The organism is Streptomyces sp. NBC_01750, from assembly GCF_035918095.1.
In the GTDB taxonomy this organism is placed as follows: domain Bacteria; phylum Actinomycetota; class Actinomycetes; order Streptomycetales; family Streptomycetaceae; genus Streptomyces.
This window is the reverse complement of the sequence record NZ_CP109137.1, coordinates 2,600,567-2,618,964: the sequence shown is the minus strand read 5'-3', so window position 1 is coordinate 2,618,964 and position 18,398 is coordinate 2,600,567. Positions and strand designations below refer to the sequence as shown.

Below are 18,398 nucleotides of genomic sequence, written 5' to 3'. Positions count from 1 at the left end.
GCAGCGCGCTAGCGTGGTGGGCCGACTACGGAGCGGGGTTTCCTCCGTCCGAGGAGATGCGCGACATGAGCGAAGCCGACGGCGCCACTGTGCTGGTCGTCGACGACCTCGAGGCCAATCGCTACGCCATGGGCGCGGTACTGCGCCGGGCAGGTCACCGGGTGGTGCCCACCGCGAGCGCCGGCGACGCACTGATCGAGCTCGATACGAGACTCAGGTCGGGTGCGTTGCCGGACGCCGCGCTGGTCGACATCGGCCTGCCCGACATGAACGGCTTCGAGCTCTGCCGCCGGATCAAGGCTCACCCGGTGATCGCCGCGATGCCTGTGGTGCACTTCAGCGCCGCGGCGATCACCCCGCGCGACCGCAGCCGCGGTCTGGACGCGGGCGCCGACGCCTATTTGACGATCCCGGTGGAACCGGAGGAGATCGAAGCGGTGATCAGGGCCGCGCTGCGCGGGGCCCGCTCCCGCCACGACGCCGAGGCGCAGGCGAGCCGGCTGACCCGGCTCGCCGCCGCGATCACGGAGGTGCACTGCGCGCACGGCCCGCAGGAACTGGCCGATCTCGCCGCCGTCGCCACCGCCCGGCTCACCGCCGGCCCGGCGGCGGCCTTTGTCTTCGGCCCCGGGGACGCGCTGTACGCGGGCAGCCTGCGCTGCGACTTCCCGCCGGACTCCGGCGCCCGCACGGCCGTGGCCCAGCTGCTGCAGCGGTGCATGGCGGGCCGCTCGGGCGTACATCCCGTGACAGCGCCGGCGCCGCTGTGGCCGCCGGGATTCCTCGTCCCCGAAGTCAGCGGCGGCGCGGCCCTGTTGCTGGCCCGCAGCCGGGCGGACCAGCCGCCGGTCTGCCTGGCCCGCCCGGCCCGCGCCTCCGACGATCCGGACACGGCACACCTGCTCGGTCGGCTCGCCCAAGCCACGGCCCTCACCGCCGAGACGCTGCGCACCACCGCCGAGGAACGCCATGTGGCGCTGACCCTGCAGCGCAGCTTCCTGCCCCAGCGGCCGCCGGCGCTGCCCGGGGCCGACCTGGCTCTGCGCTATGTGCCCGCCTCCCGGAACGCCGAGATCGGCGGCGACTTCTATGTCGCACTCTCCACCCCCGCCGGACTGCTGGTCGGTGTCGGCGACGTCGTCGGCCACTCACTGGACGCGGCGACCGTGATGGTCGAACTGCGACACGCCCTGCGCGCGTACGCGACCGACGAGAGCGACCCTGCCGTTCTGCTGCGCCGCCTCGACCGGATGCTCCAGCGCTACCACCCGGAGGCCACGGCCACCGTCTGCCTGGCCCTGATCGACCCGCACACCGGCCGCGCCCGGATCGCGAACGCCGGCCATATCCGCCCGCTGGTCGTCACGGACGACGGAGAGGCGTCCTACCTGGCGGTCTCCGGCCCATTGCTCGGTCTCGAGCTGGATCATCCGCATCCGGCAGAGGTCCAACTGGCTCACGGTGAACGGCTGTTGATGGTCACCGACGGACTGATCGAGACCCGCGGCACGGACCTCACGGTCTCCCTCGAACGACTCCGCCGCGCCGCGGCGCACGCGCCGCAGGGCGTCGCCGCGCTCTGCGACGCCTTGCTGGACTGCTTCGGCACCCGCGAGGACGACGTCGCGCTGCTGGCCCTTCAGCTGACCGGGTTCAGCTGACCGGCCCCGATCGACCGGCTTCAGCTCACCAGCTTCTCCAGCAGGACCACTCCGTAGCGGCTGCCGTCCTTCCCCACCTTGCCCGGCTCCTCACCGGCGACGCGGTAGCCGGCAGCCTCGTAGTACGTCCGCAGCCCGGGATTGTTCGACAGGCAGTCCAGCCGTACGAACTCCCGCCCGGTATCGGCGATCCGCTGCTCCGCGTGCGCGAGCAGCAGCCGGCCGAACCCGGCCGGAGCCGTATCCCGGTCGATCATCAGCCGGTGTACGTACCCGGCCACGGGAGGCTGGATTCCCCAGGCGGCCTGGTCCTCCCACCACAGTTCGTACGCCCCGATCGTTACGCCGTCCCCGGTCTCCGCGATCCAGACCTCCCCCTCCTTCATCCAGTGCCCGAAGTGATCGGCGTCCTTGTCGCCGGGCTTCCACTGGGCGATGCCGTTGAGCTGCATCCAGCGGGCGGCCCCGTCGAAGAGAGCGACAAGGGTTTCCACATCGGTGTGGGCGGCGAGCCGGCAGATGATCTTCATCCCCGCATTATTGACGGGATCACGGAGGCCTGCGTAAGGGTGGAGTCCCGCAACTGCCCGACCGGGCCCCGACCGTGCCCCGACCATCCCTCGTCACCCGTGCTGGAGCGCCCGATGCCGCAGATCACCGTCGACGAATCCGCGAACCTGGAATCCACCGGCGAACCGAAGCGGGCCGAGGGCGTAGCGCCCGTCTGCGCCGAGGTGCGCGACCTGGAAGCGTCCTACCGCAGGCGCTGAGCGGGCACCTCGGGGAGCGAGGGCTTCAGCGTCATGAGCCGGCCGACCAGATCGCCGAACGGGCCGTCGGCCGGCTCGTCCACGAGTACGCGGATCAGGATGTCCGCCATCTCTTCGTCGTACGCCGCACTCACCGCACACAGCGCCGCGAAGTCGTGCACCAGCTGCAATTCCAGCTCGCCGCGCGGAATGCGCCGTCCGTCCAGCCAGATCAGCGCCGTCGACTCGGCGAGCGACACCCAGGACCGTACGACCAACTCCAGGCGGGGTGAGGGCGTATCGACCCCCAGATGGGTCAGGATCTGCTCGTACGCGGCCTGCCGCACATCATCGATCATGGCGTTCGTCGCCGACAGCGCATTCCTTGAGCAGGCTCCGCCCGCGGGGACCGCGGGACCGCCCCGCATCAGCGCCGAGAACCCGGCCCCGTGGTCGTCCACGAAGTCGAAGAACCGTCCCATGACCCGCAGCAGCCGCGCGCCGAGAGGCCCCTCGGGCGGCTCCCTGAACCGCCCGGCCAGCTCGTCGGCGGCCCGCCGCAGCGCGGCCTCGTACAGGCTCTGCTTGCCCGGGAAGTAGTGGTAGACGAGCGGCCGCGAGATACCGGCGGCCGCGGCGATCTCGTCGATCGACACATCGTCGGGCGAGCGGTGGCTGAACAGCTCCAGAGCCACCCGGATCAGCTGCTGCCTGCGCTCTTCGACGTCCATCCTGCGGCGTACCCCGGTCGTCATGCGAACACCCTAACGGGCGGCGAACGTACGTCGGGAAGATGGTCGGTGCGGCCCGAGTGGTCCGGACCGGCCTCGAGGGAGCCGGGGCCGCCCGCCGGCGGGAGCCGCTCAGTGCAGCGCGCCCACCCGACTGCCGTCCTCCAGGCGGCCGTTCAGCTCCGCCCGTGCACCCTCCTTCGCCGGTACCGCCAGCAGATGCCCCTTCGCGCTGCCGTCCACCCCACCGGAGGTGGCCAGCGAAGCGAACTGCTCGCTTCCCGCCGCCAGTACGAACCAGTGCCCGGCCCGCGACTTCCACAGCACACCCGCCAGCACCCGCGGATCCCGCACTCCGCAGGACGGCGTGTCCTCGGCCCGCGCCGCGATCGCGCCCGGCGCACCCGCCCGGGCCCCCGGCGCCTGGAACTGGGCCATGACCCGGCTCCCCGTACCCCGCCAGGTCTCCGCACGCGTGCACAGCCAGGCCGCCGTGCCGTTCGACTCGGGCAGCGACTGCTGCGCGTACTGCCACGAGTTGACGCTGCGCACACCGTGCACGCGCACCCCGGACAGCAGACAGCCCGTACGGGCCCACGCGGCGCGGGCCCCCTGACCGGTGACGTCCTTCGGGGCGGACGGCGGCCCCGAGGTGAGCCGGGCGGGGGTCAGTTCACCGAGGTCCGTCAGCAGCCGGTCGGCCGTGTCGTCGCGCAGCTCGAGCACGTCCCAGGACCGGCAGTCCCGCGCCTGCGCGGGGCTCGGCAGCGGACCGGTCACGCCGTCGGTACCCCGCTGGAGGGGACGCGGACTGCCCGCCGGGTCGAGCAGATCGCGTACGGACGTCTTCTGCACCCACGGAGCCGTCAGATAGCGGACACTGCCGTCGGTACGGCCTGCCACGAGCGCGCCCGAGGAGGCGGCGTCGGCGCCGTCCGTCCGCGCGAAGTCGAGCGCCACACCGCCGGTTCCGTCCTTCGGCTCGGCATAGCGGACCACCCGCAGCCCGTCGTGGAGCAGCACCACACGCGCCTGGTCGACCTCGCCCGCGTACAGCAGTTGCGGCGAGCCCATCGGCGGTCCCGGCGGAGTGCCGGGTGTCGCCGAGACCTGCACCGCGTTGCCGGGCCTGGCCCAGACCACGAGCGCGCGGCGCAGCAGCGCCTCGTCATCGGTGAGACCGCCGCGGGCCGGCCAGACGGAGAAGTCCGTACGGGAGGAGCGCTGCCACGCCGTGGCGGGGACCCGGGTCAGCAGCGCCGGGTCCAGGGCGGACTCGGCCGCGGGGTTACGCGCGTACGGGGGCGCGGCCGCACCGTCCCTGCCCCAGCCGTCGCCCGGCAGCCCGAGCAGCGCGCCGCACACCGCGAGGGCCGCGGCCGCCACCACGGCCGCCTTGACATGCTGGCGGCGGCGCATCAGATCGGTGGGGCGCGCCTGCAGAGAACACGGGTCGAACTCGGAGGACTCGAGAAGAGCGGCGGCGCCCTTTCCGCCGGTGCCCGTTCCCTCGGCGCCCCTGCTCTCCGTGCCCCCTCCCTCCGGGCCCACTCCCGCGGCCGGGTCCAGGCCGTCCGCCTCGGCCAGCGCGGCCTGCGGATCACCGACCCCGGCCGCGCCGAGGGCCTGCTGTACATCGGCGTCGGACAGCCCTTCCAGACCGCGCAGCACATAAGCGGCCCTCGCGGGCCCCGAAAGCGCGGAGAGCCACTGGTCCAGGGCGAGTTCATCGGCACCGCCCGAGCGCGGGAAGACCCGCAGACCCCACACGTGCGGCAGCAGCGGCGGGAGCTGCGAGCGCTTCGGCCAGGCCAGCCGCCGCAGCGGGAGTCCGGCGTCCAGGGCCTGGCGCAGCACCCTTCCCCGCACATACGCATATCCGGGGTCGGCGTCGCCCGGCGCCCGACGGGAGGCAGGGATCGCGGTGTCCATGGCGTCTGTGGCGCCCGCGGGAGCGGTGCGGCCGCGCGGCAGCGAGCGCTGCGCGAGGGCGTGCGCGGTCAGCACGCGGCGGTTGCGGCCGAGTGACGGCGGCAGTACGAGATACGCGATCCGTACGAGCCGGGGATAGTGCTCGACAAGGGCCGCCTCGGCCTGTTCGACCTCGACACGGCCGGCGGTGGGGGAGGGGGCGGGAGCGGGAGGGGTGACGACATCCTGTGGGCGCACGTTCAGCAGAACGAGCGAATCGTCTTACGGTCACCAGGCCCGGGAACTCAGCCGGTCGTTGTCAGTCGCTCCCGGATGCGTTCGATCGCCTCCGGCGGGACGCCGAGCCCTTCGCGTACGTACCTCTCCATCGTGCCGTGGCGGGCAGCGACCTCGTCCAGCGCCGCCGCCAGATACTCCGGGAAGACACCGATGACCGCGAGGGCGATCTCCGGGTCGCCGCCCTGCGCGGTGAAACCCTCCACCAATGAGGCGAAAGCCTGCCGTACCGCCGTATTGACGGAGAGGTACTCCGCCTCGACGGTCTCCGGGGTCGCGCCGAGGAGGGTGAGCAGGATCGTCGTCGCCCAGCCGGTGCGGTCCTTGCCCGCCGTGCAGTGGAAGAGCAGCGGTCCCGCGCCTTCCTCGGCCAGTTCGCCGAGAAAGGCGCCGTAGGCGTGCCGCGCGGAGTCACTGCCGACGAAGGCGCGGTAGGTGCGCGCGAAGAGCTCCTGCGCACGGCCGCCGCCCAACTCCCGCTCGGCGAAGGCCGGATCGCTCAGCACCTGCTTGAGCTGGGCCGCGGCCGGCGTCCGGCCGAAGGCCACCTGGTCGGCGAAGACGTCGGCGAGCAGAAGCCGCCCGCCCGCGGGGACGCGGTCGGGGCGGGAGCGGCGTTCGGCCTCGGTGCGGAAGTCGACGACCGTACGGATCCCCAGCGCGGCGACGACCGGATCGGCGGCGGCGTCGAACCGGTCTAGCATCCCCGAGCGGAAGGCGAGGCCGGAGCGTACGGAACCGCCGCCGGCCAGCGCGATGGAGCCGAGGTCGCGGAGATTGGCGACGGTGTGGGCGGGGATCGCGGTCATCGCGGGAAGGCTCCCTGACTGATCGTGCGGGTCGATATCTACCGAATAGCCGTGCTCTGTGCGGAACGGTAGTCGACGGTCGGGCCACCGGCGCGGCACCGGCTGTGCCGGTGCTGCCCGCAGCGGATCACCCCGCGGTGACCGACCAGCCGCTGAAGTGCACCGTGCCCCTGACCCCGCTGCCACCGCCGGCCGCGCTCATGAAGAGCCCCACGTCCTGGACCGCGGCGGACCCAGGCACGGAGACGGTGGCGACCGTGCGCCAGGTGGCACCGCCGTCCGTGGAGCAGGCACCGGTGAAGGAGACCCCGGCGTCGCGGGTGAGCCGCAGCAGCACCGGAGCCTTGATACCGGTGATGCGCCGGTATGTGTCCAGGGTGCCGTCGGCGTTGGTGTCGTACGAGAGCACGATGCCCTGGCCGGGAGTCGCGGCCAGATTCAGGAATCCGGTGTCTTGCGGTTTCGCCAGACTGTTGCGTACGACAATGCCGGACCGGGCCCAACTGCTGGTGTTCTCCTGGGAGTCCACCCGCAGGACCACGCTCGCGCCTTCGGTGAGCGCGCCTTCCCGGTAGGCGGCGCCGAACTGCGTGGTGCCCCTCCACAGGTCGTTGCCCGCGCCATTGATCGCGAAGCGGTCGCCGACCTGCCCGAAGACTGCCGCATTGCTGGTGCAGGTGCGCCACTCGGGATCCAGCGGCGCCGCCAGGTGCAGCTTGCCCTTCTGCGTGACGGCCACCCGCTCCTCGCCACGCGGTCCGTACTGCGTGCGCAGCCCGTAGTCCATGGCGACCAGTGGCTCGGTGAGCGGTTCGGGGGGCGCCGTCACCCGCCAGGAGACCGTGCCGGTGCCGCCGGCGGGCACGCTCTTCAGGAAGGTCGCGCCCTGCGGCTCGGCGGCCGGGCCGGTCAGGGCGAGGTCGACGCGGCCGGTGGGGCGCAGCCCGTTGAAGTTGCGGAAGGCCGCGGCGACAGTGCCTGTGCTGCCGGGGGTGAAGGCCGGCGGGTCCGCGCTGACGGCGACGAAGCCCTGGTACGGGGCGGTGGCGAGCGTGTCGTACACGCGCTGGGCGGTGCGGTACGCGTCGCCCGTCTCCCGCACCGGATAGGCGCGCCGGTCCTTCGTCCACGCCTCCTCCGCCGGATACCAGTCGAAGGACCTGGGGGCGCGGCCCTCGGTCATCGCCGCGGCCTGCTCCTCCAGATACGCCTCCCACTGCGGCACATGGACGTCGTTGATCAGCCCGTGCCAGTCGCGGTTGGCGTAGTTGCTGAGCTGGTTGGCGGCGGTCCGGTCCGCCCAGGTGGTGATCAGCACACGGGCGGTGCGCTCCAGCTCCACCGCCTCGGCCGGACCGGTGGCCAGCCGCTTGGCATCCTCCAGCCAGGGACCGAGCAGGAACGAGCGATGGCAGCCGGCCATGGTGTCGCTCAGCCGCATCAGCTTCAGCCAGAGCGCGGACAGGGCACGGAAGGTGTCCACGTCCTTGTCCAGGTAGGCGGCGCGCAGCGGGAGCTGGAGCGTGCGCGAGCGGTTGGCGAGCGCCTGGCGGGCCAGATCGGTCACGTCGTGGCGGTACGCGTCACAGTCGCGCAGCGAATGCCGTACGTCCAGCAGCGCGGCGAAGGCCCGGTCGAACCCGGCCGGGTCGAAGGCGGTGCCGATGGAGGAGGTCATGCTGGGCCGACGGCAGAACAGTGAGTCGTACGGGCGGCCGTCGGTGCTGGTCAACTTGTACGCGGTCGCGGCGAGCGCGGCGAAGGCCGTGCGCGCGGAGCGGTCCTCGCCGCCGTAGCGGATGTCGGCGTACTGCGCGAACCACGCGTCGCGGTCGATCTGCTCCTCGCGCCAAGCGAGCTCGCTGAACAGCTCCAGGGCCGCGGGATCGCGCTCGGCCGCCTCCGGCATGTACGCGGTGCCGGCCAGCGCGCTGCCCGGCTTGTCCCGCCAGGCGGTGAACTTCGCGGTCCACCGGTCGGTGTTCGCGCCGATCGTCGTACGCCCGCCGAAGTTGGGGATGGTGCCGAAGGCGTACGGCGCGCCGCCCCACTCCGTCTCCCGGTCGGTGACCGTGTCCAGGTCGGAGAGGCCGTCGACGATCAGCACCCGGTCGGTATCGATCGCGTCGAGCAGCGCGGGCCGCGGATTGGACTGCCAGCCGAGGATCACCCAGGTCGCGCCGGGACGGGCGGTCCGGAGCGACTTCTCGACGGCACGGGCGGCGTCGGCCACCGGGACGTCCCCGGCGGTGCCGCCCTCGTGCAGCAGATCCATCTTGAAGTGGCCGGCCTCGCCGAAGAGTTCCGACTGGTGCCGGTAGAAGGCCGCGGCGACGTCGCTGAAGCTCGCGGTGCGGGGGTCGAGCCAGTCGGGGCGGCGCCTGCCGTTCCAGGTGCCCTGCGGGACGACGCGGGCGCCGGGGTTGCGGGCGACGAAGCCGTCCGGGACCGTTCCGAAGTAGCCGGGCAGGACGGGGTGCATACCGAGTTCACGCATCCGGTCGGTGATCTGTCGGCCGAGGCCGGCGCGTCTCTCGATGAGTGCGGGGCTGAGCGGGCCGCCGTACTCGCTCATGTTCTGCAGCAGCCACCACGGCTGGTGGGAGGGCGCGGGGAGCCAGGTGCGGGCCTCCGTGTCCGTGTACCCGAAGTCCTGCAGGAGCCGGTGGTAGACGGCCTCCTGGCCGGGGGTGACCAGGACCTCGTTGCAGCCGTGCAGGGCGAGGACATCGAGCAGCCGCTCCCAGCGGGCCCAGTCGGCGTACGGGGCGGTGTAGCCGTCGTGCGTGTCGTTGCACGCGAACCGGTGCGGGACGGTCGCCGAGCGTTCGAGCGCGTCACGGGGCGCGGGCAGCAGTCCGGGCAGATCGAGCTGGCTGCCGGACCAGGAGATGTGCGCCCGGCAGGTGTACTTGAGGTACCAGTGGACTCCGGTGAGCAGCACGGCGGGACTGGTGCCCGCGACCTCGATACGGCCGGTGGAGCCGGTGACACGGAAGCGCTCGGGGCCTTCGAGAGCCCGTAGCCGGAACTGGCGGGCGTGGCGGGGAAGCAGCCGCTGGAGTGCCGCGTGGGCGGGTGTCGTGGAGAACGCCGGGGCCGGGGCCGGGACGGCGGCTCCGGCGGCGGCCGCGGGCGTGTGCCCGGCTAACGCCGCGCCGATGCCGATCGCTCCTGCGGTGCCCAGCAGAGTACGTCTCGACAGCTCGTTCATCAGCGCTCCTCCATGTTGCTCGAGTGACAACAGGTGCGTGCGTGTCGCGCAGGTTACCCGGCGTTCGGCTACCCGACAGGAGGGCGAGAGGGCACGATGGCCGGATGAGTACGAGTACGAACACCGGCGCGAGGCGGACGGCCCGGGCAGCACTGGCAGTTCTGGTGCTGACCCTTACCGCGGCCTGCGGAGCGGGCGATGACGGCGACGGGCGTGGCGGCGGCGACAAGAGTCCCGAACCTCCGAAGACGGCGACGGGCAGCCTTGAGCAGCTGGCGGCGAAGGCCGAGTGCAAACCGAACATCCAGACGGATGCGGCCGAGCTCCGGCAGGCCAACTGCACCACGGGTGACGGAAAGTATGTGCTGGCCACCTTTGCCACCGACCGCGGCCAGCGCGAATGGATCAACGAGGCCAACGACTACGGCGGCACGTATCTCGTCGGCAGGAAGTGGGTCGCGGTCGGCGACGCGAAGGTGGTCACAGCGCTGCGCGGCCGGCTCGGTGGATCGGTGGAGACCGGCTCGCAGCACCACTCGGGGAGCAGCGGTGACAGTGGGGAGAGCCAGGGGGGCCACTCGGGGCACCACGGGAGCTGACCGCGCAGGTACTTGGTGGGGGGCCGACCACAGCGGAGCGGCCCCCCAGCCAGGGGGGCCGCTCCGTCCGGGTCAGTGGATCACGTGCACTTCTTGCCGCCGTTGATGCAGTTCACCACCTTGTTCATCAGGTTGTCGTCGAAGACGTTGATGAAGTCACCGTGGTCGGTGACCGGCTTGTGCAGCTGCTCCGGGAAGGAGTCGACCGCGAAGCCGGGGCCCGGCGGGACGTCGTACACGATCCGCTGGACCAGCTGCGGGATCGCCTTGAACCCGTTTCCGCAGTTGCCGTTGTTGTCCGCGAAGGCCACATGGGTGCGGTGATTCGCACTGTCGGTGTTCTGGCCGTCCCAGCAGCTCTGGAACTTGAACGAGCGCACCACCTGGCTGCCCTCGGGGCAGATCGGGTACTTGTCCTTCAGCTGACGGTCCTCGAATCCGGTGCAGCTCCAGGACGCATTCGCGTTCGCATCGCCGTTGGTGAATGCCTTGGCGTCACCGGTGATGATCCGCAGGAAACGAGGCATTGCGGTGACCTTGCTCACCGGATTGCCGACGAAATTCAGCGTGACCTGGGACGGAGTCTGGATCTCTCCGATGTTCTGGTCCTTGCCACCGCCGTCCGCCTGGGCGTCGTTCTCGTCCTGCCCGTTCTGCAGTCGCAGTACAGGCCAGTAGTACGTGGACTTGTCGCCCTGGTTCTGGCAACTGGTGTCACCGTTTGCGAGGTCGTCGTCACTGGCGAATGCGTCATTGGCCTGGTTGCCGACGTAATCGTGCATATGGTGCGCGCCATTGCTCACACCAGGGGCGACGATGACATTGTCCGGATTGAACTTGCCGTTCTCGTTCTTTCCGCACTCGGTGACGAAGGATCCCTTGGAGCCGCCCTGCTGCTGCTGGGGCTGGGCGACGTTCGGCTGGACCGACTGGATGTCTACGAAGTCGGCGGCCTCGGGGCCGTTGCCCTGTGCGCCGCCGTTCCCCTGGCCATCGCCCTGACCCTGGCCATTGCCCTGGTCACCGCCCTGACCGTTGTCCTGGCCGCCATTCTGGTCACCATTCTGACCACCGTCCTGGCCGGTGTCACCCTGCCCGGCGCCGTCGTTCCCGTCGGCCTGGCCGCCTGCGTCACCCTGGCCGTCGTCCTGCCCGTTGGGGTCGTCGGCCTGAAGCGAGCAATCGGCGAGGTCTTCCATGCCCTGCGGACGCTGGGCGTTCCGGCCGATGGCCGTGGCAATCCGGTCGATGCTCGCCCGCCGCTTGTCCCTGAGGGGATTCAGGATGGCGTTCTTGCCGAATTGGGGATCGCTCTCGACCTGCTGCTTCTGGTCGGCGAATCTCTTGTACGCGTCGGTGATCTGGCTGTCCATCTTGGCCAGCTCACCGTCGACTTCCTGGCGTGCCTGGGGCGGCACGTCCGGGAGGTCGTTCGCGACTTCGGGGCAGTCGATGGTGGACACCTGCTGCCCCTGCCCGGCTTTCTTGGTCCACTCGGAGCCCTGACCGGAATGGTTTTCGCCCGCGGATGCATACACATTGACCGCGACCAGCCCACCCCCGCCCAGGATCAATGCGGCGGAGGCGACGATCGCCCTGTTCGCCAGCGTCGAGCGTTTTCTCGTTGCGTGTCCCATGGAACTCCTCTGCTTCGTCGCCGGGTGTGGGTTAGGGGGGTACCGGCTGAGGGAGAAGCGCGTCGTTCCATACGGGTGTGGCTCATGGGGTGTTCAAGCCGCGTGGTTCCGGATCGGGAATTCGTAGAATTCTCCATCAGCAAAACCGTCGTATTGCGCTGAAGTCGGACGCGCCCGCGGATGGCAGGATGGGGCCCATGACCGAGATCCAGACTCCCCGACTCCTCCTCCGCCGCTGGCACGAGGACGACCTTGCCCCGATGGCCGAGATCAACGCGGACCCGGAGGTCATGGAGTGGATCGGCGACGGCTCGGTCCGCGATCTCGAGCAGACCGCCGAGGACATCGAGCGATGGGAGGAGGAGTGGGACGAGGAGGGCTTCGGCCTCTTCGCCGTCGAGCTCCTCGCCTCGGGCGAACTGGCAGGCTTCGTGGGCCTGTCCGTCCCTGAGTTCCTGCCGGAGGTGCTGCCCGTGGTGGAGATCGGCTGGCGGCTCGGCCGCCAGTTCTGGGGCCAGGGGTACGCCTCCGAAGCCGCCCACGCCTCACTGGAGTTCGCGCTCCAGGACCGCGGCCTGGACCGCGTGGTCAGCATCGCGCGGACCGGCCACGAGGCATCGGAGAATGTGATCCGCAAGCTCGGCATGGAGCTGGTGCGCCAGACGACGCACCCGCAGTACGGCTTCCCGCTGAGCGTCTATGCGATCGACCTCACGGAGTACGAGGCCTGAGGGCCGCCCCGCGTTTCAGAAGTGGTGCCGTCCGCCCGCCGGGCTGGGGGCCCCGGACGAAGTCCGGGGGAGGGACTTCTCGAAAACGCTGCGGATCACTGCAACTGGCCGCGGTCCAGATACGCCAGAACCGCCAGCACCCGGCGGTTGTCGTCGTCCGACACCGGCAGATCCAGCTTCCCGAAGATGTTCGAGGTGTGCTTGGCCACCGCCCGCTCCGTGACCACCAGCTGCCCCGCGATCGCGGCATTGGAACGGCCTTGCGCCATCAGCTCCATGACCTCCAGCTCGCGCGGGGTCAGTCCGCCCATCGGCTTGTCCTGCGCCCGCCGCGAGAGCAGCTGCGAGATCACCTGCGGATCCATCGCCGTACCGCCGGCGGCCACCCGCCGTACCGCGTCGATGAACTGCTCCGCGTCGAAGACGCGGTCCTTGAGGAGATAGCCGACCCCGCCGTTTCCGTCCGCCAGCAGCTCACGCGCGTACAACTGCTCCACATGCTGGGAGAGCACGAGCACCGGCAGCCCGGGTCTGGCCCGCCGCGCCGCCAGGGCGCACTGCAGACCCTCGTCCGTGTGCGACGGCGGGAGCCGGACATCGACGACGGCGACGTCCGGCTCCAGCTCCGCGAGCGCTTTGGTGAGTTCGGGCCCGCTCTCCACGGCGGCCAGGATCTCGAAGTCGTAAGCCTCGAGCATGCGGACCAGGCCGTCACGCAACAGGAACAGATCTTCGGCCAGGACAACGCGCAAGGGGGGCTCCATCTTCAGGGTTGTCGGCTGCGGTGCCGCTCGCCGGACTGCGGCCGGCCGGCATGCCGTCGCACGTCAATGATCCGCGCCCGCTAGGACAACTCGCAAGGGATCTCCATGGTGACCATGGTGGGACCGCCTGCGGGACTGCTGACGGCCAGGACGCCGTCAAATGTGCCGAGCCGGCGTTCGATACCGCTCAGGCCGGAGCCGGTTCCGATGGTGGCGCCGCCCCTGCCGTTGTCGGTGACCGCGATACGCAGCGAGCCGCCCGAGTGGCTGACGTCGACCCAGAACCGTTCCGCGCCCGAGTGCTTGACCGCGTTGGTGAGAGCCTCGCTGACCGCGAAGTACGCCGCCGACTCGACCGGCGCGTCCACCCGGCCGGACAGCTCCACGTCCACCTCGGTCATGACCGGCAGCCGCAGCGCCAGGGCCTTGACCGCGTCGCCGAGGCCCCGTTCCGCCAGCACGGGCGGGTGGATGCCGCGGACCAGGTCGCGCAGTTCGGTCAGCGCCTCGGCGGAGGACTTGCGGGCGCTGGAGATGAGCTCCTTGGCCTGCGCCGGATCCTTTTCGATGAGCGCCTCGATGGCGCCCAGGTTCATTCCCATGGCGACCAGCCGGGCCTGTGCTCCGTCGTGCAGATCCCGCTCGATACGGCGCAGTTCGGCTGCCGAGGTGTCCAGGGCGTCGTGACGGGTCTCGGTGAGGCGGTCGATGCGCTGCTCGAGCTCGAGGTCGAGGTTCGGGGCGAGCATGGCGCGGGTGAGCCTGAAATGGGTGCGGATCAGCAGCCCGCCGGCGTTCATGGCGACGGTCAGCCAGACCAGACCGAGCAGCGCGGCCAGACCGGCCGTGCCCCAGCCGGTGACCGGGACGAACGAGTACCAGTAGGTGCCGCTCGCACTGACGATCGGCTGCCACAGCCCGGCCGGCAGCAGCAGCCCGAAGACGCCCTCCAGCACCAGCGCAGGAGGGAAGATCGCGACGACGGCCCCCGCCGTCATGTCCACCACCAGCCACTGCATATCGCGCCACGTCGCAGGGTCTTTCAGCATCAGCGTGCAGCGCTCGACCCGGCCGGTGATGCCGGTGCGCATATCGCGGGGGAAGGGGCGGTACGGGAGGGGGATGCGTACCGAGGACCACTGGGCAGCCAGCAGCCGCCGCCTGTTGGCGTGGGCCCGCACCAGGTGCAGAACGGCGGGTGTGGTGAAGACACCCACACCGATCGGGACGAGCGTGATGGAGACCACCGCCAGGACGAAGACCGTGACCGAGCCGACCAGCGCCATCAGTGCCAGCGCAAGTCCCTGTGCGCCGGCCAGCACCGCGGCACGTGCCTTCGTCGCGTTCATCGGATTCCCCTCGTTGTCCGTTCCCGGACACCAGTGTGGCCGGTGCCGGTTTGTCACGGCACTGGGCCCGGACACCAACTGGGGGTGTACCTGGCACCACCCCCCTGTACTCGCCTTTCGTCTCCGCGGAAGGGGGCCTTGACGGCTGGGACGGCGGGGCGCGGATTTCTAGGGTCGTACTCGACTCATCCGGCGCTTACCAATGGGGGAGAAACGCCATGCGGCGTAACCTCGCGACACGTATCGGTGTGTGGAGCGCACACCACCGCAAAACGGCGATCATCGGCTGGCTGCTCTTCGTCGTCCTGGCCACGGCCGTCGGCGGGGCGTCGGGCATGGTCGAGATGTCCCAGTCCGAGCAGAACACCGGCGACTCCGCACGAGCCCAGAAGATCCTCGACGACGCCGGCCTGGTTCAGCCGGCCGGCGAGCTGGTCCTGGTCAGCAGCGGGACGGCCGGCGGCTGGAAGGACGCGGCGCGCGAGCTGGCCGTGGCCATCGAGAAGACGGGCGAGGCACAGAAGATCGAGGCTCCGCTCGCCTCCGAGAACGGCAGGGAAGCGCTGATCCGCTTCCAGATCAAGGGCGACTCGAAGACGGCGGCGGACCGTGTGCAGCCCGTGCTCGACGCCGTACGGGACACGGACAAGGCCCAACAGGGCGTCGAGATCCATCAGTTCGGGCAGGCCAGCTCGGAGAAGTGGCTGGGCGATCTGCTCGCCGAGGACTTCCAGAAGGCCGAGTTCACCGCCGTACCGCTGGCGCTCGGCATTCTGCTCGTAGCCTTCGGGGCCGTCGTCGCGGCGCTGCTGCCGGTCGTTCTCGCGCTGACCGCGTGCATGGCGGCCTTCGGCCTGCTCTCGCTGGCCAGTCACCAGTTGCACCTCTTCCAGACCACCTACTCCGTGATGTTCCTGATGGGGCTGGCGGTCGGCGTCGACTACTGCCTCTTCTATCTGCGGCGCGAGCGTGACGAGCGGGCCGCCGGGCACGACGCCGAGACCGCGCTGCGGATCGCTGCCGCGACCAGCGGGCGGGCCGTCCTCGTCTCCGGTGTGACCGTGATGCTGGCGATGGCCGGGATGTTCCTGTCCGGGCTGATGCTCTTCAAGGGCTTCGCGCTGGCCACGATCATCGTTGTCTTCATCGCGATGCTCGGCTCGGTGACGGTGCTGCCGGCGCTGCTGTCCTGGCTCGGGGCCCGGATCGACGCGGGACGGATTCCGTTCCTGAACCGGCGCGGCAAGAAGGGCGCGCACGAGAGCGGCGCGGTGGCGGGCGCGGTACTCGGGCCCGTACTGGCCAGGCCGAAGCTGTTCGCGTTCGGCGCGGTCGCCGTGCTGCTGGTGCTCGCGGCGCCCGCGCTGGGCATGAAGACCGAACAGCTCGGGATGGAGAAGCAGTTCGGCTCCGACGCCGCCCTGACCGTCGCGTACAAGAAGATCACCGAGGCGTTCCCCGGCGGTCCGGAGCCGGCACGGGTGGTCGTGAAGGCCGACGACATCGACTCCGAGCGGATGCGGGGTGCGCTCGCGAAGTTCGACGCGACGACCGACAAAGTGACGGTGCACAAGGCGCGGAACATCGCGGAGATCGAGGTGGCGCTGGCCGGCAACGGCAGCGACGACCGCTCCAAGAACGCGCTGGCGGACCTGCGCGAGAAGCGGGTGCCCGCGGCGTTCGCCGGGACCGGGGCGCAGGTGCATGTGGGCGGCGAGCTGGCGGGGTCCGTCGACTTCAACGACCAGCTGAAGCGCGGCATCGTGCCGGTCTTCGCGTTCATCGCGGCGGTGACGTTCCTGCTGATGCTGTTCTGCTTCCGGTCGTACGTCATCGCGCTGACGTCGATCCTGCTCAACCTGCTCTCGGTGGCGGCCGCGTACGGCGTCATGGTCGCCGTCTTCCAGTACGGCTGGGGGGCGTCGGCGCTCGGTGCGGAGTCGGTGGGCGCCATCGAGGGCTGGCTGCCGCTGTTCGTCCTGGTGGTGCTGTTCGGTCTGTCGATGGACTACCACGTATTCGTGGTGTCGCGGATCCGCGAAGCGCGTGACAGCGGGAAGGACACGCGCGCGGCGATCAGCGAGGGCATCCGCCGCACGGCGGGCGCGGTGACGGGCGCGGCGGCGATCATGGTGGCGGTGTTCGCGGTCTTCGGAACGCTGTCCATGCAGGACATGCAGCAGATGGGCGTGGGCCTGGCGGTGGCGGTGCTGCTGGACGCGACGATCGTACGGATGGTCCTGCTGCCGTCGGTGATGGCGCTGCTGGGCGAGCGGAACTGGCGCACGCCGAGGGGTCTGAGGTGGCTGCCGCAGCTGGAACACGGCGAGTCGGACGTGCGGCCGGCGCCGCAGGGCCGCCGGCCGGCACCGGTGAGCGCGGGCCGCTAGGGGCGTGTGGAAGAAGTCCGTCCCCCTGGACTTCGTCCGGGGGGACCCCCCAGCCCCGGGGCAGGTGACGACACCGAAACAGGCCCGCGCCGGAGGCGCGGGCCTGTCGGGCCGGGTGACGGCGTCCCCCCGCCCCCTCGGTTGCGGCGGCTTCGCGCCGCGGTGCCCGGCGAACCGCTTCGGACGGCGGGACCGTCGCCCGGCGTGACCCGGTCGGGCCGCACCCGCTCGCCGGCGATGCGGGCCTGTGCCTCAACTGCCGTGACAGGCCTGTCCGCAGGCCGATCCCCCAGACTGATCCCCCGACCGATCCGCAGGCCGATCCGCAGGCCGTCCGTCCGGCGGATCCTCAGCGGATTCGTGCCCCGGCGACGGGCATGCGCGGCCCCGTGCCCGCTGCGGACTTGGTCCTGCAGGGCGCCGCCTTGACGGTGCGGGACTGTGGCCCGTCCCGCCCGGCCGGCGCTGTCACCTACAGCCCCAGCACCTTCGCCTCGACAGCCGGGTCCAGGCCCAGCACCGGGCGGTCCGGTCGCTGGGGAGGGGTGCCGCCGATGGACTGGAGCCAGGTCCAGGTGTCCGTCACCGTGTCCGTGGGCGGACGGCAACTCAGGCCCGCGGCAAGCGCCTTGGTGACATTCACTTGGTGGATCGCGCGGTGGAGCTCCGGCTGCGGCTCCCGCGGGATCCAGATCGGGAGGTCCGTCCAGGGTTCGATGCCTGCCGTCAGGATCGCCTCCGGGGACGTCCAGCGCAGTTCCGCGTCCGAGCCGGTGGCTCGCGCACACGCCTCCAGCAGTTCGCCGATGGTCGTGTGGCCCTGCTCGCTCACCAGGTTGTACGGGCCGCTCAGGCCCCGTACCGACGCATCGAGTATCCACTCCGCGAGGTCGCGTACGTCGATGTACTGCAGCGGGGTGTCCCGCGGACCCGGCGCCAGCACCGGGCCGCCGCGGGCCATCCGCCGCAGCCACCACGGCAGTCGGCCGATGTTCTCCCACGGGCCGATGATTAGCCCCACCCGCACCAGCAGCGAACGCTCCTCGCCGAACGAGTCCAGCACCGCCAGCTCTCCGCCACGCTTGGCCTCCGCGTACGGGACTTCGACCGCGTCGGGTGAGGCCTCCACCACCGGACCGGTCTCGTCGTTGCCGGCCGCGGGCGGCCAGGCGTACACCGAGCAGCTCGATACATAGACATAGCGACCGACCCGCCCCGCCAGCAGCCGGGCCGCGTCCCGTACCACCGACGGCGCGGCCGACCAGGTGTCGACGACCACGTCCCACTCGCCCTCCGCGAGCGCCGCGAGCCCGTCCGGCGCCGTGCGGTCGCCGAGCAACGAGGTGACACCCGCCGGTGCTTCGTGCCGCCCGCGATGGAAGACCGTCACCTCCCAGCCGCGCGCAAGGGCAGACTCGACCACCGCACGGCCCGCGAACTCCGTACCCCCCAGAACCAGAAGTCTCATACCCGTGACTCTGCCTGCCGGGACGCTCGGGACGAAAGAGATTCCGCTGCCAGTGGAAGCGAACGCAGGCCCCTCCCGGACCTGGGCC

The 18,398-nt window shown here is 70.9% G+C and carries 14 protein-coding genes; 5 read left to right on the top strand and 9 right to left on the bottom strand.

The annotated features are described in order from the left end of the window. Positions 1–65: 65 nt before the first annotated feature. Positions 66–1,661 carry a fused response regulator/phosphatase gene (locus tag OG966_RS11885; protein WP_326649519.1) on the top strand — a complete coding sequence of 532 codons (1,596 nt, stop codon included), beginning with the start codon at positions 66–68 and terminating at the stop codon, positions 1,659–1,661. A gap of 20 nt (positions 1,662–1,681) precedes the next feature. Here the strand turns inward: OG966_RS11885 and OG966_RS11880 are convergent, their stop codons facing one another. Next, positions 1,682–2,191, bottom strand: a complete 510-nt coding sequence (locus tag OG966_RS11880; RefSeq protein ID WP_326649518.1) for a GNAT family N-acetyltransferase — start codon at positions 2,189–2,191, stop codon at positions 1,682–1,684. A 114-nt stretch (positions 2,192–2,305) separates the two neighbouring features. Between OG966_RS11880 and OG966_RS11875 the strand changes: the two genes are divergently transcribed. Continuing rightward, positions 2,306–2,431: a hypothetical protein gene (locus tag OG966_RS11875; RefSeq protein ID WP_326649517.1), complete on the top strand. Its 126-nt coding sequence runs from the start codon at positions 2,306–2,308 to the stop codon at positions 2,429–2,431. Here OG966_RS11875 and OG966_RS11870 read toward each other — a convergent pair. From OG966_RS11870 to OG966_RS11855, 4 genes are all read right to left on the bottom strand, one after another. Then, a complete protein-coding gene (locus OG966_RS11870; protein WP_326649516.1) occupies positions 2,416–3,165 on the bottom strand; it encodes a TetR/AcrR family transcriptional regulator in 750 nt (249 codons plus the stop codon). The two genes, OG966_RS11875 and OG966_RS11870, sit on opposite strands and share 16 nt — an antisense overlap. A gap of 108 nt (positions 3,166–3,273) precedes the next feature. Beyond that, positions 3,274–5,310, bottom strand: coding sequence for a hypothetical protein (locus OG966_RS11865; protein ID WP_326649515.1), 2,037 nt, complete (start codon positions 5,308–5,310; stop codon positions 3,274–3,276). A gap of 47 nt (positions 5,311–5,357) precedes the next feature. After that, positions 5,358–6,158: a tyrosine-protein phosphatase gene (locus tag OG966_RS11860; RefSeq protein WP_326649514.1), complete on the bottom strand. Its 801-nt coding sequence runs from the start codon at positions 6,156–6,158 to the stop codon at positions 5,358–5,360. A gap of 127 nt (positions 6,159–6,285) precedes the next feature. Further along, positions 6,286–9,372: an alpha-N-acetylglucosaminidase gene (locus tag OG966_RS11855; RefSeq protein ID WP_326649513.1), complete on the bottom strand. Its 3,087-nt coding sequence runs from the start codon at positions 9,370–9,372 to the stop codon at positions 6,286–6,288. Positions 9,373–9,476: 104 nt separating this feature from the next. On the opposite strand from OG966_RS11855, the gene OG966_RS11850 reads away from it, so the two are divergent. Further along, positions 9,477–9,971, top strand: a complete 495-nt coding sequence (locus tag OG966_RS11850; RefSeq protein WP_326649511.1) for a hypothetical protein — start codon at positions 9,477–9,479, stop codon at positions 9,969–9,971. An 80-nt stretch (positions 9,972–10,051) separates the two neighbouring features. Here OG966_RS11850 and OG966_RS11845 read toward each other — a convergent pair whose 3' ends face one another. Continuing rightward, on the bottom strand, positions 10,052–11,608 hold the full coding sequence (locus OG966_RS11845) for a DUF1996 domain-containing protein (RefSeq protein WP_326649509.1): 1,557 nt from the start codon (positions 11,606–11,608) through the stop codon (positions 10,052–10,054). Between the two features lie 197 nt (positions 11,609–11,805). Here OG966_RS11845 and OG966_RS11840 point away from each other — a divergent pair, with 197 nt between their 5' ends. After that, positions 11,806–12,339 (top strand): GNAT family N-acetyltransferase, encoded by a 534-nt coding sequence (locus OG966_RS11840; RefSeq protein ID WP_326649507.1) that lies wholly within the window; start codon positions 11,806–11,808, stop codon positions 12,337–12,339. A gap of 95 nt (positions 12,340–12,434) precedes the next feature. Here the strand turns inward: OG966_RS11840 and OG966_RS11835 are convergent, their stop codons facing one another. Both OG966_RS11835 and OG966_RS11830 read right to left on the bottom strand, forming a co-directional pair. Continuing rightward, the gene (locus OG966_RS11835) at positions 12,435–13,091 is read right to left on the bottom strand and encodes a response regulator transcription factor (protein ID WP_326649506.1); all 657 of its coding nucleotides are present in this window, start codon (positions 13,089–13,091) and stop codon (positions 12,435–12,437) included. A gap of 92 nt (positions 13,092–13,183) precedes the next feature. Next, the gene (locus OG966_RS11830; protein WP_326649505.1) at positions 13,184–14,452 is read right to left on the bottom strand and encodes a sensor histidine kinase; all 1,269 of its coding nucleotides are present in this window, start codon (positions 14,450–14,452) and stop codon (positions 13,184–13,186) included. A gap of 218 nt (positions 14,453–14,670) precedes the next feature. On the opposite strand from OG966_RS11830, the gene OG966_RS11825 reads away from it, so the two are divergent. Further along, positions 14,671–16,842, top strand: a complete 2,172-nt coding sequence (locus OG966_RS11825; protein WP_326649504.1) for an MMPL family transporter — start codon at positions 14,671–14,673, stop codon at positions 16,840–16,842. 472 nt (positions 16,843–17,314) lie between these two features. Here the strand turns inward: OG966_RS11825 and OG966_RS11820 are convergent, their stop codons facing one another. Then, positions 17,315–18,310 (bottom strand): SDR family oxidoreductase, encoded by a 996-nt coding sequence (locus OG966_RS11820; protein ID WP_326649502.1) that lies wholly within the window; start codon positions 18,308–18,310, stop codon positions 17,315–17,317. Positions 18,311–18,398 lie beyond the last annotated feature (88 nt).

What these genes read in the sequence shown, in the direction of transcription:
- OG966_RS11885 (WP_326649519.1), top strand. Translation starts at nt 66, where the DNA reads ATGAGCGAAGCCGACGGCGCCACTGTGCTGGTCGTCGACGACCTCGAG.
- OG966_RS11880 (WP_326649518.1), bottom strand. Translation starts at nt 2,191, where the DNA reads ATGAAGATCATCTGCCGGCTCGCCGCCCACACCGATGTGGAAACCCTT.
- OG966_RS11875 (WP_326649517.1), top strand. Translation starts at nt 2,306, where the DNA reads ATGCCGCAGATCACCGTCGACGAATCCGCGAACCTGGAATCCACCGGC.
- OG966_RS11870 (WP_326649516.1), bottom strand. Translation starts at nt 3,165, where the DNA reads ATGACGACCGGGGTACGCCGCAGGATGGACGTCGAAGAGCGCAGGCAG.
- OG966_RS11860 (WP_326649514.1), bottom strand. Translation starts at nt 6,158, where the DNA reads ATGACCGCGATCCCCGCCCACACCGTCGCCAATCTCCGCGACCTCGGC.
- OG966_RS11855 (WP_326649513.1), bottom strand. Translation starts at nt 9,372, where the DNA reads ATGAACGAGCTGTCGAGACGTACTCTGCTGGGCACCGCAGGAGCGATC.
- OG966_RS11850 (WP_326649511.1), top strand. Translation starts at nt 9,477, where the DNA reads ATGAGTACGAGTACGAACACCGGCGCGAGGCGGACGGCCCGGGCAGCA.
- OG966_RS11845 (WP_326649509.1), bottom strand. Translation starts at nt 11,608, where the DNA reads ATGGGACACGCAACGAGAAAACGCTCGACGCTGGCGAACAGGGCGATC.
- OG966_RS11840 (WP_326649507.1), top strand. Translation starts at nt 11,806, where the DNA reads ATGACCGAGATCCAGACTCCCCGACTCCTCCTCCGCCGCTGGCACGAG.
- OG966_RS11830 (WP_326649505.1), bottom strand. Translation starts at nt 14,452, where the DNA reads ATGAACGCGACGAAGGCACGTGCCGCGGTGCTGGCCGGCGCACAGGGA.
- OG966_RS11825 (WP_326649504.1), top strand. Translation starts at nt 14,671, where the DNA reads ATGCGGCGTAACCTCGCGACACGTATCGGTGTGTGGAGCGCACACCAC.
- OG966_RS11820 (WP_326649502.1), bottom strand. Translation starts at nt 18,310, where the DNA reads ATGAGACTTCTGGTTCTGGGGGGTACGGAGTTCGCGGGCCGTGCGGTG.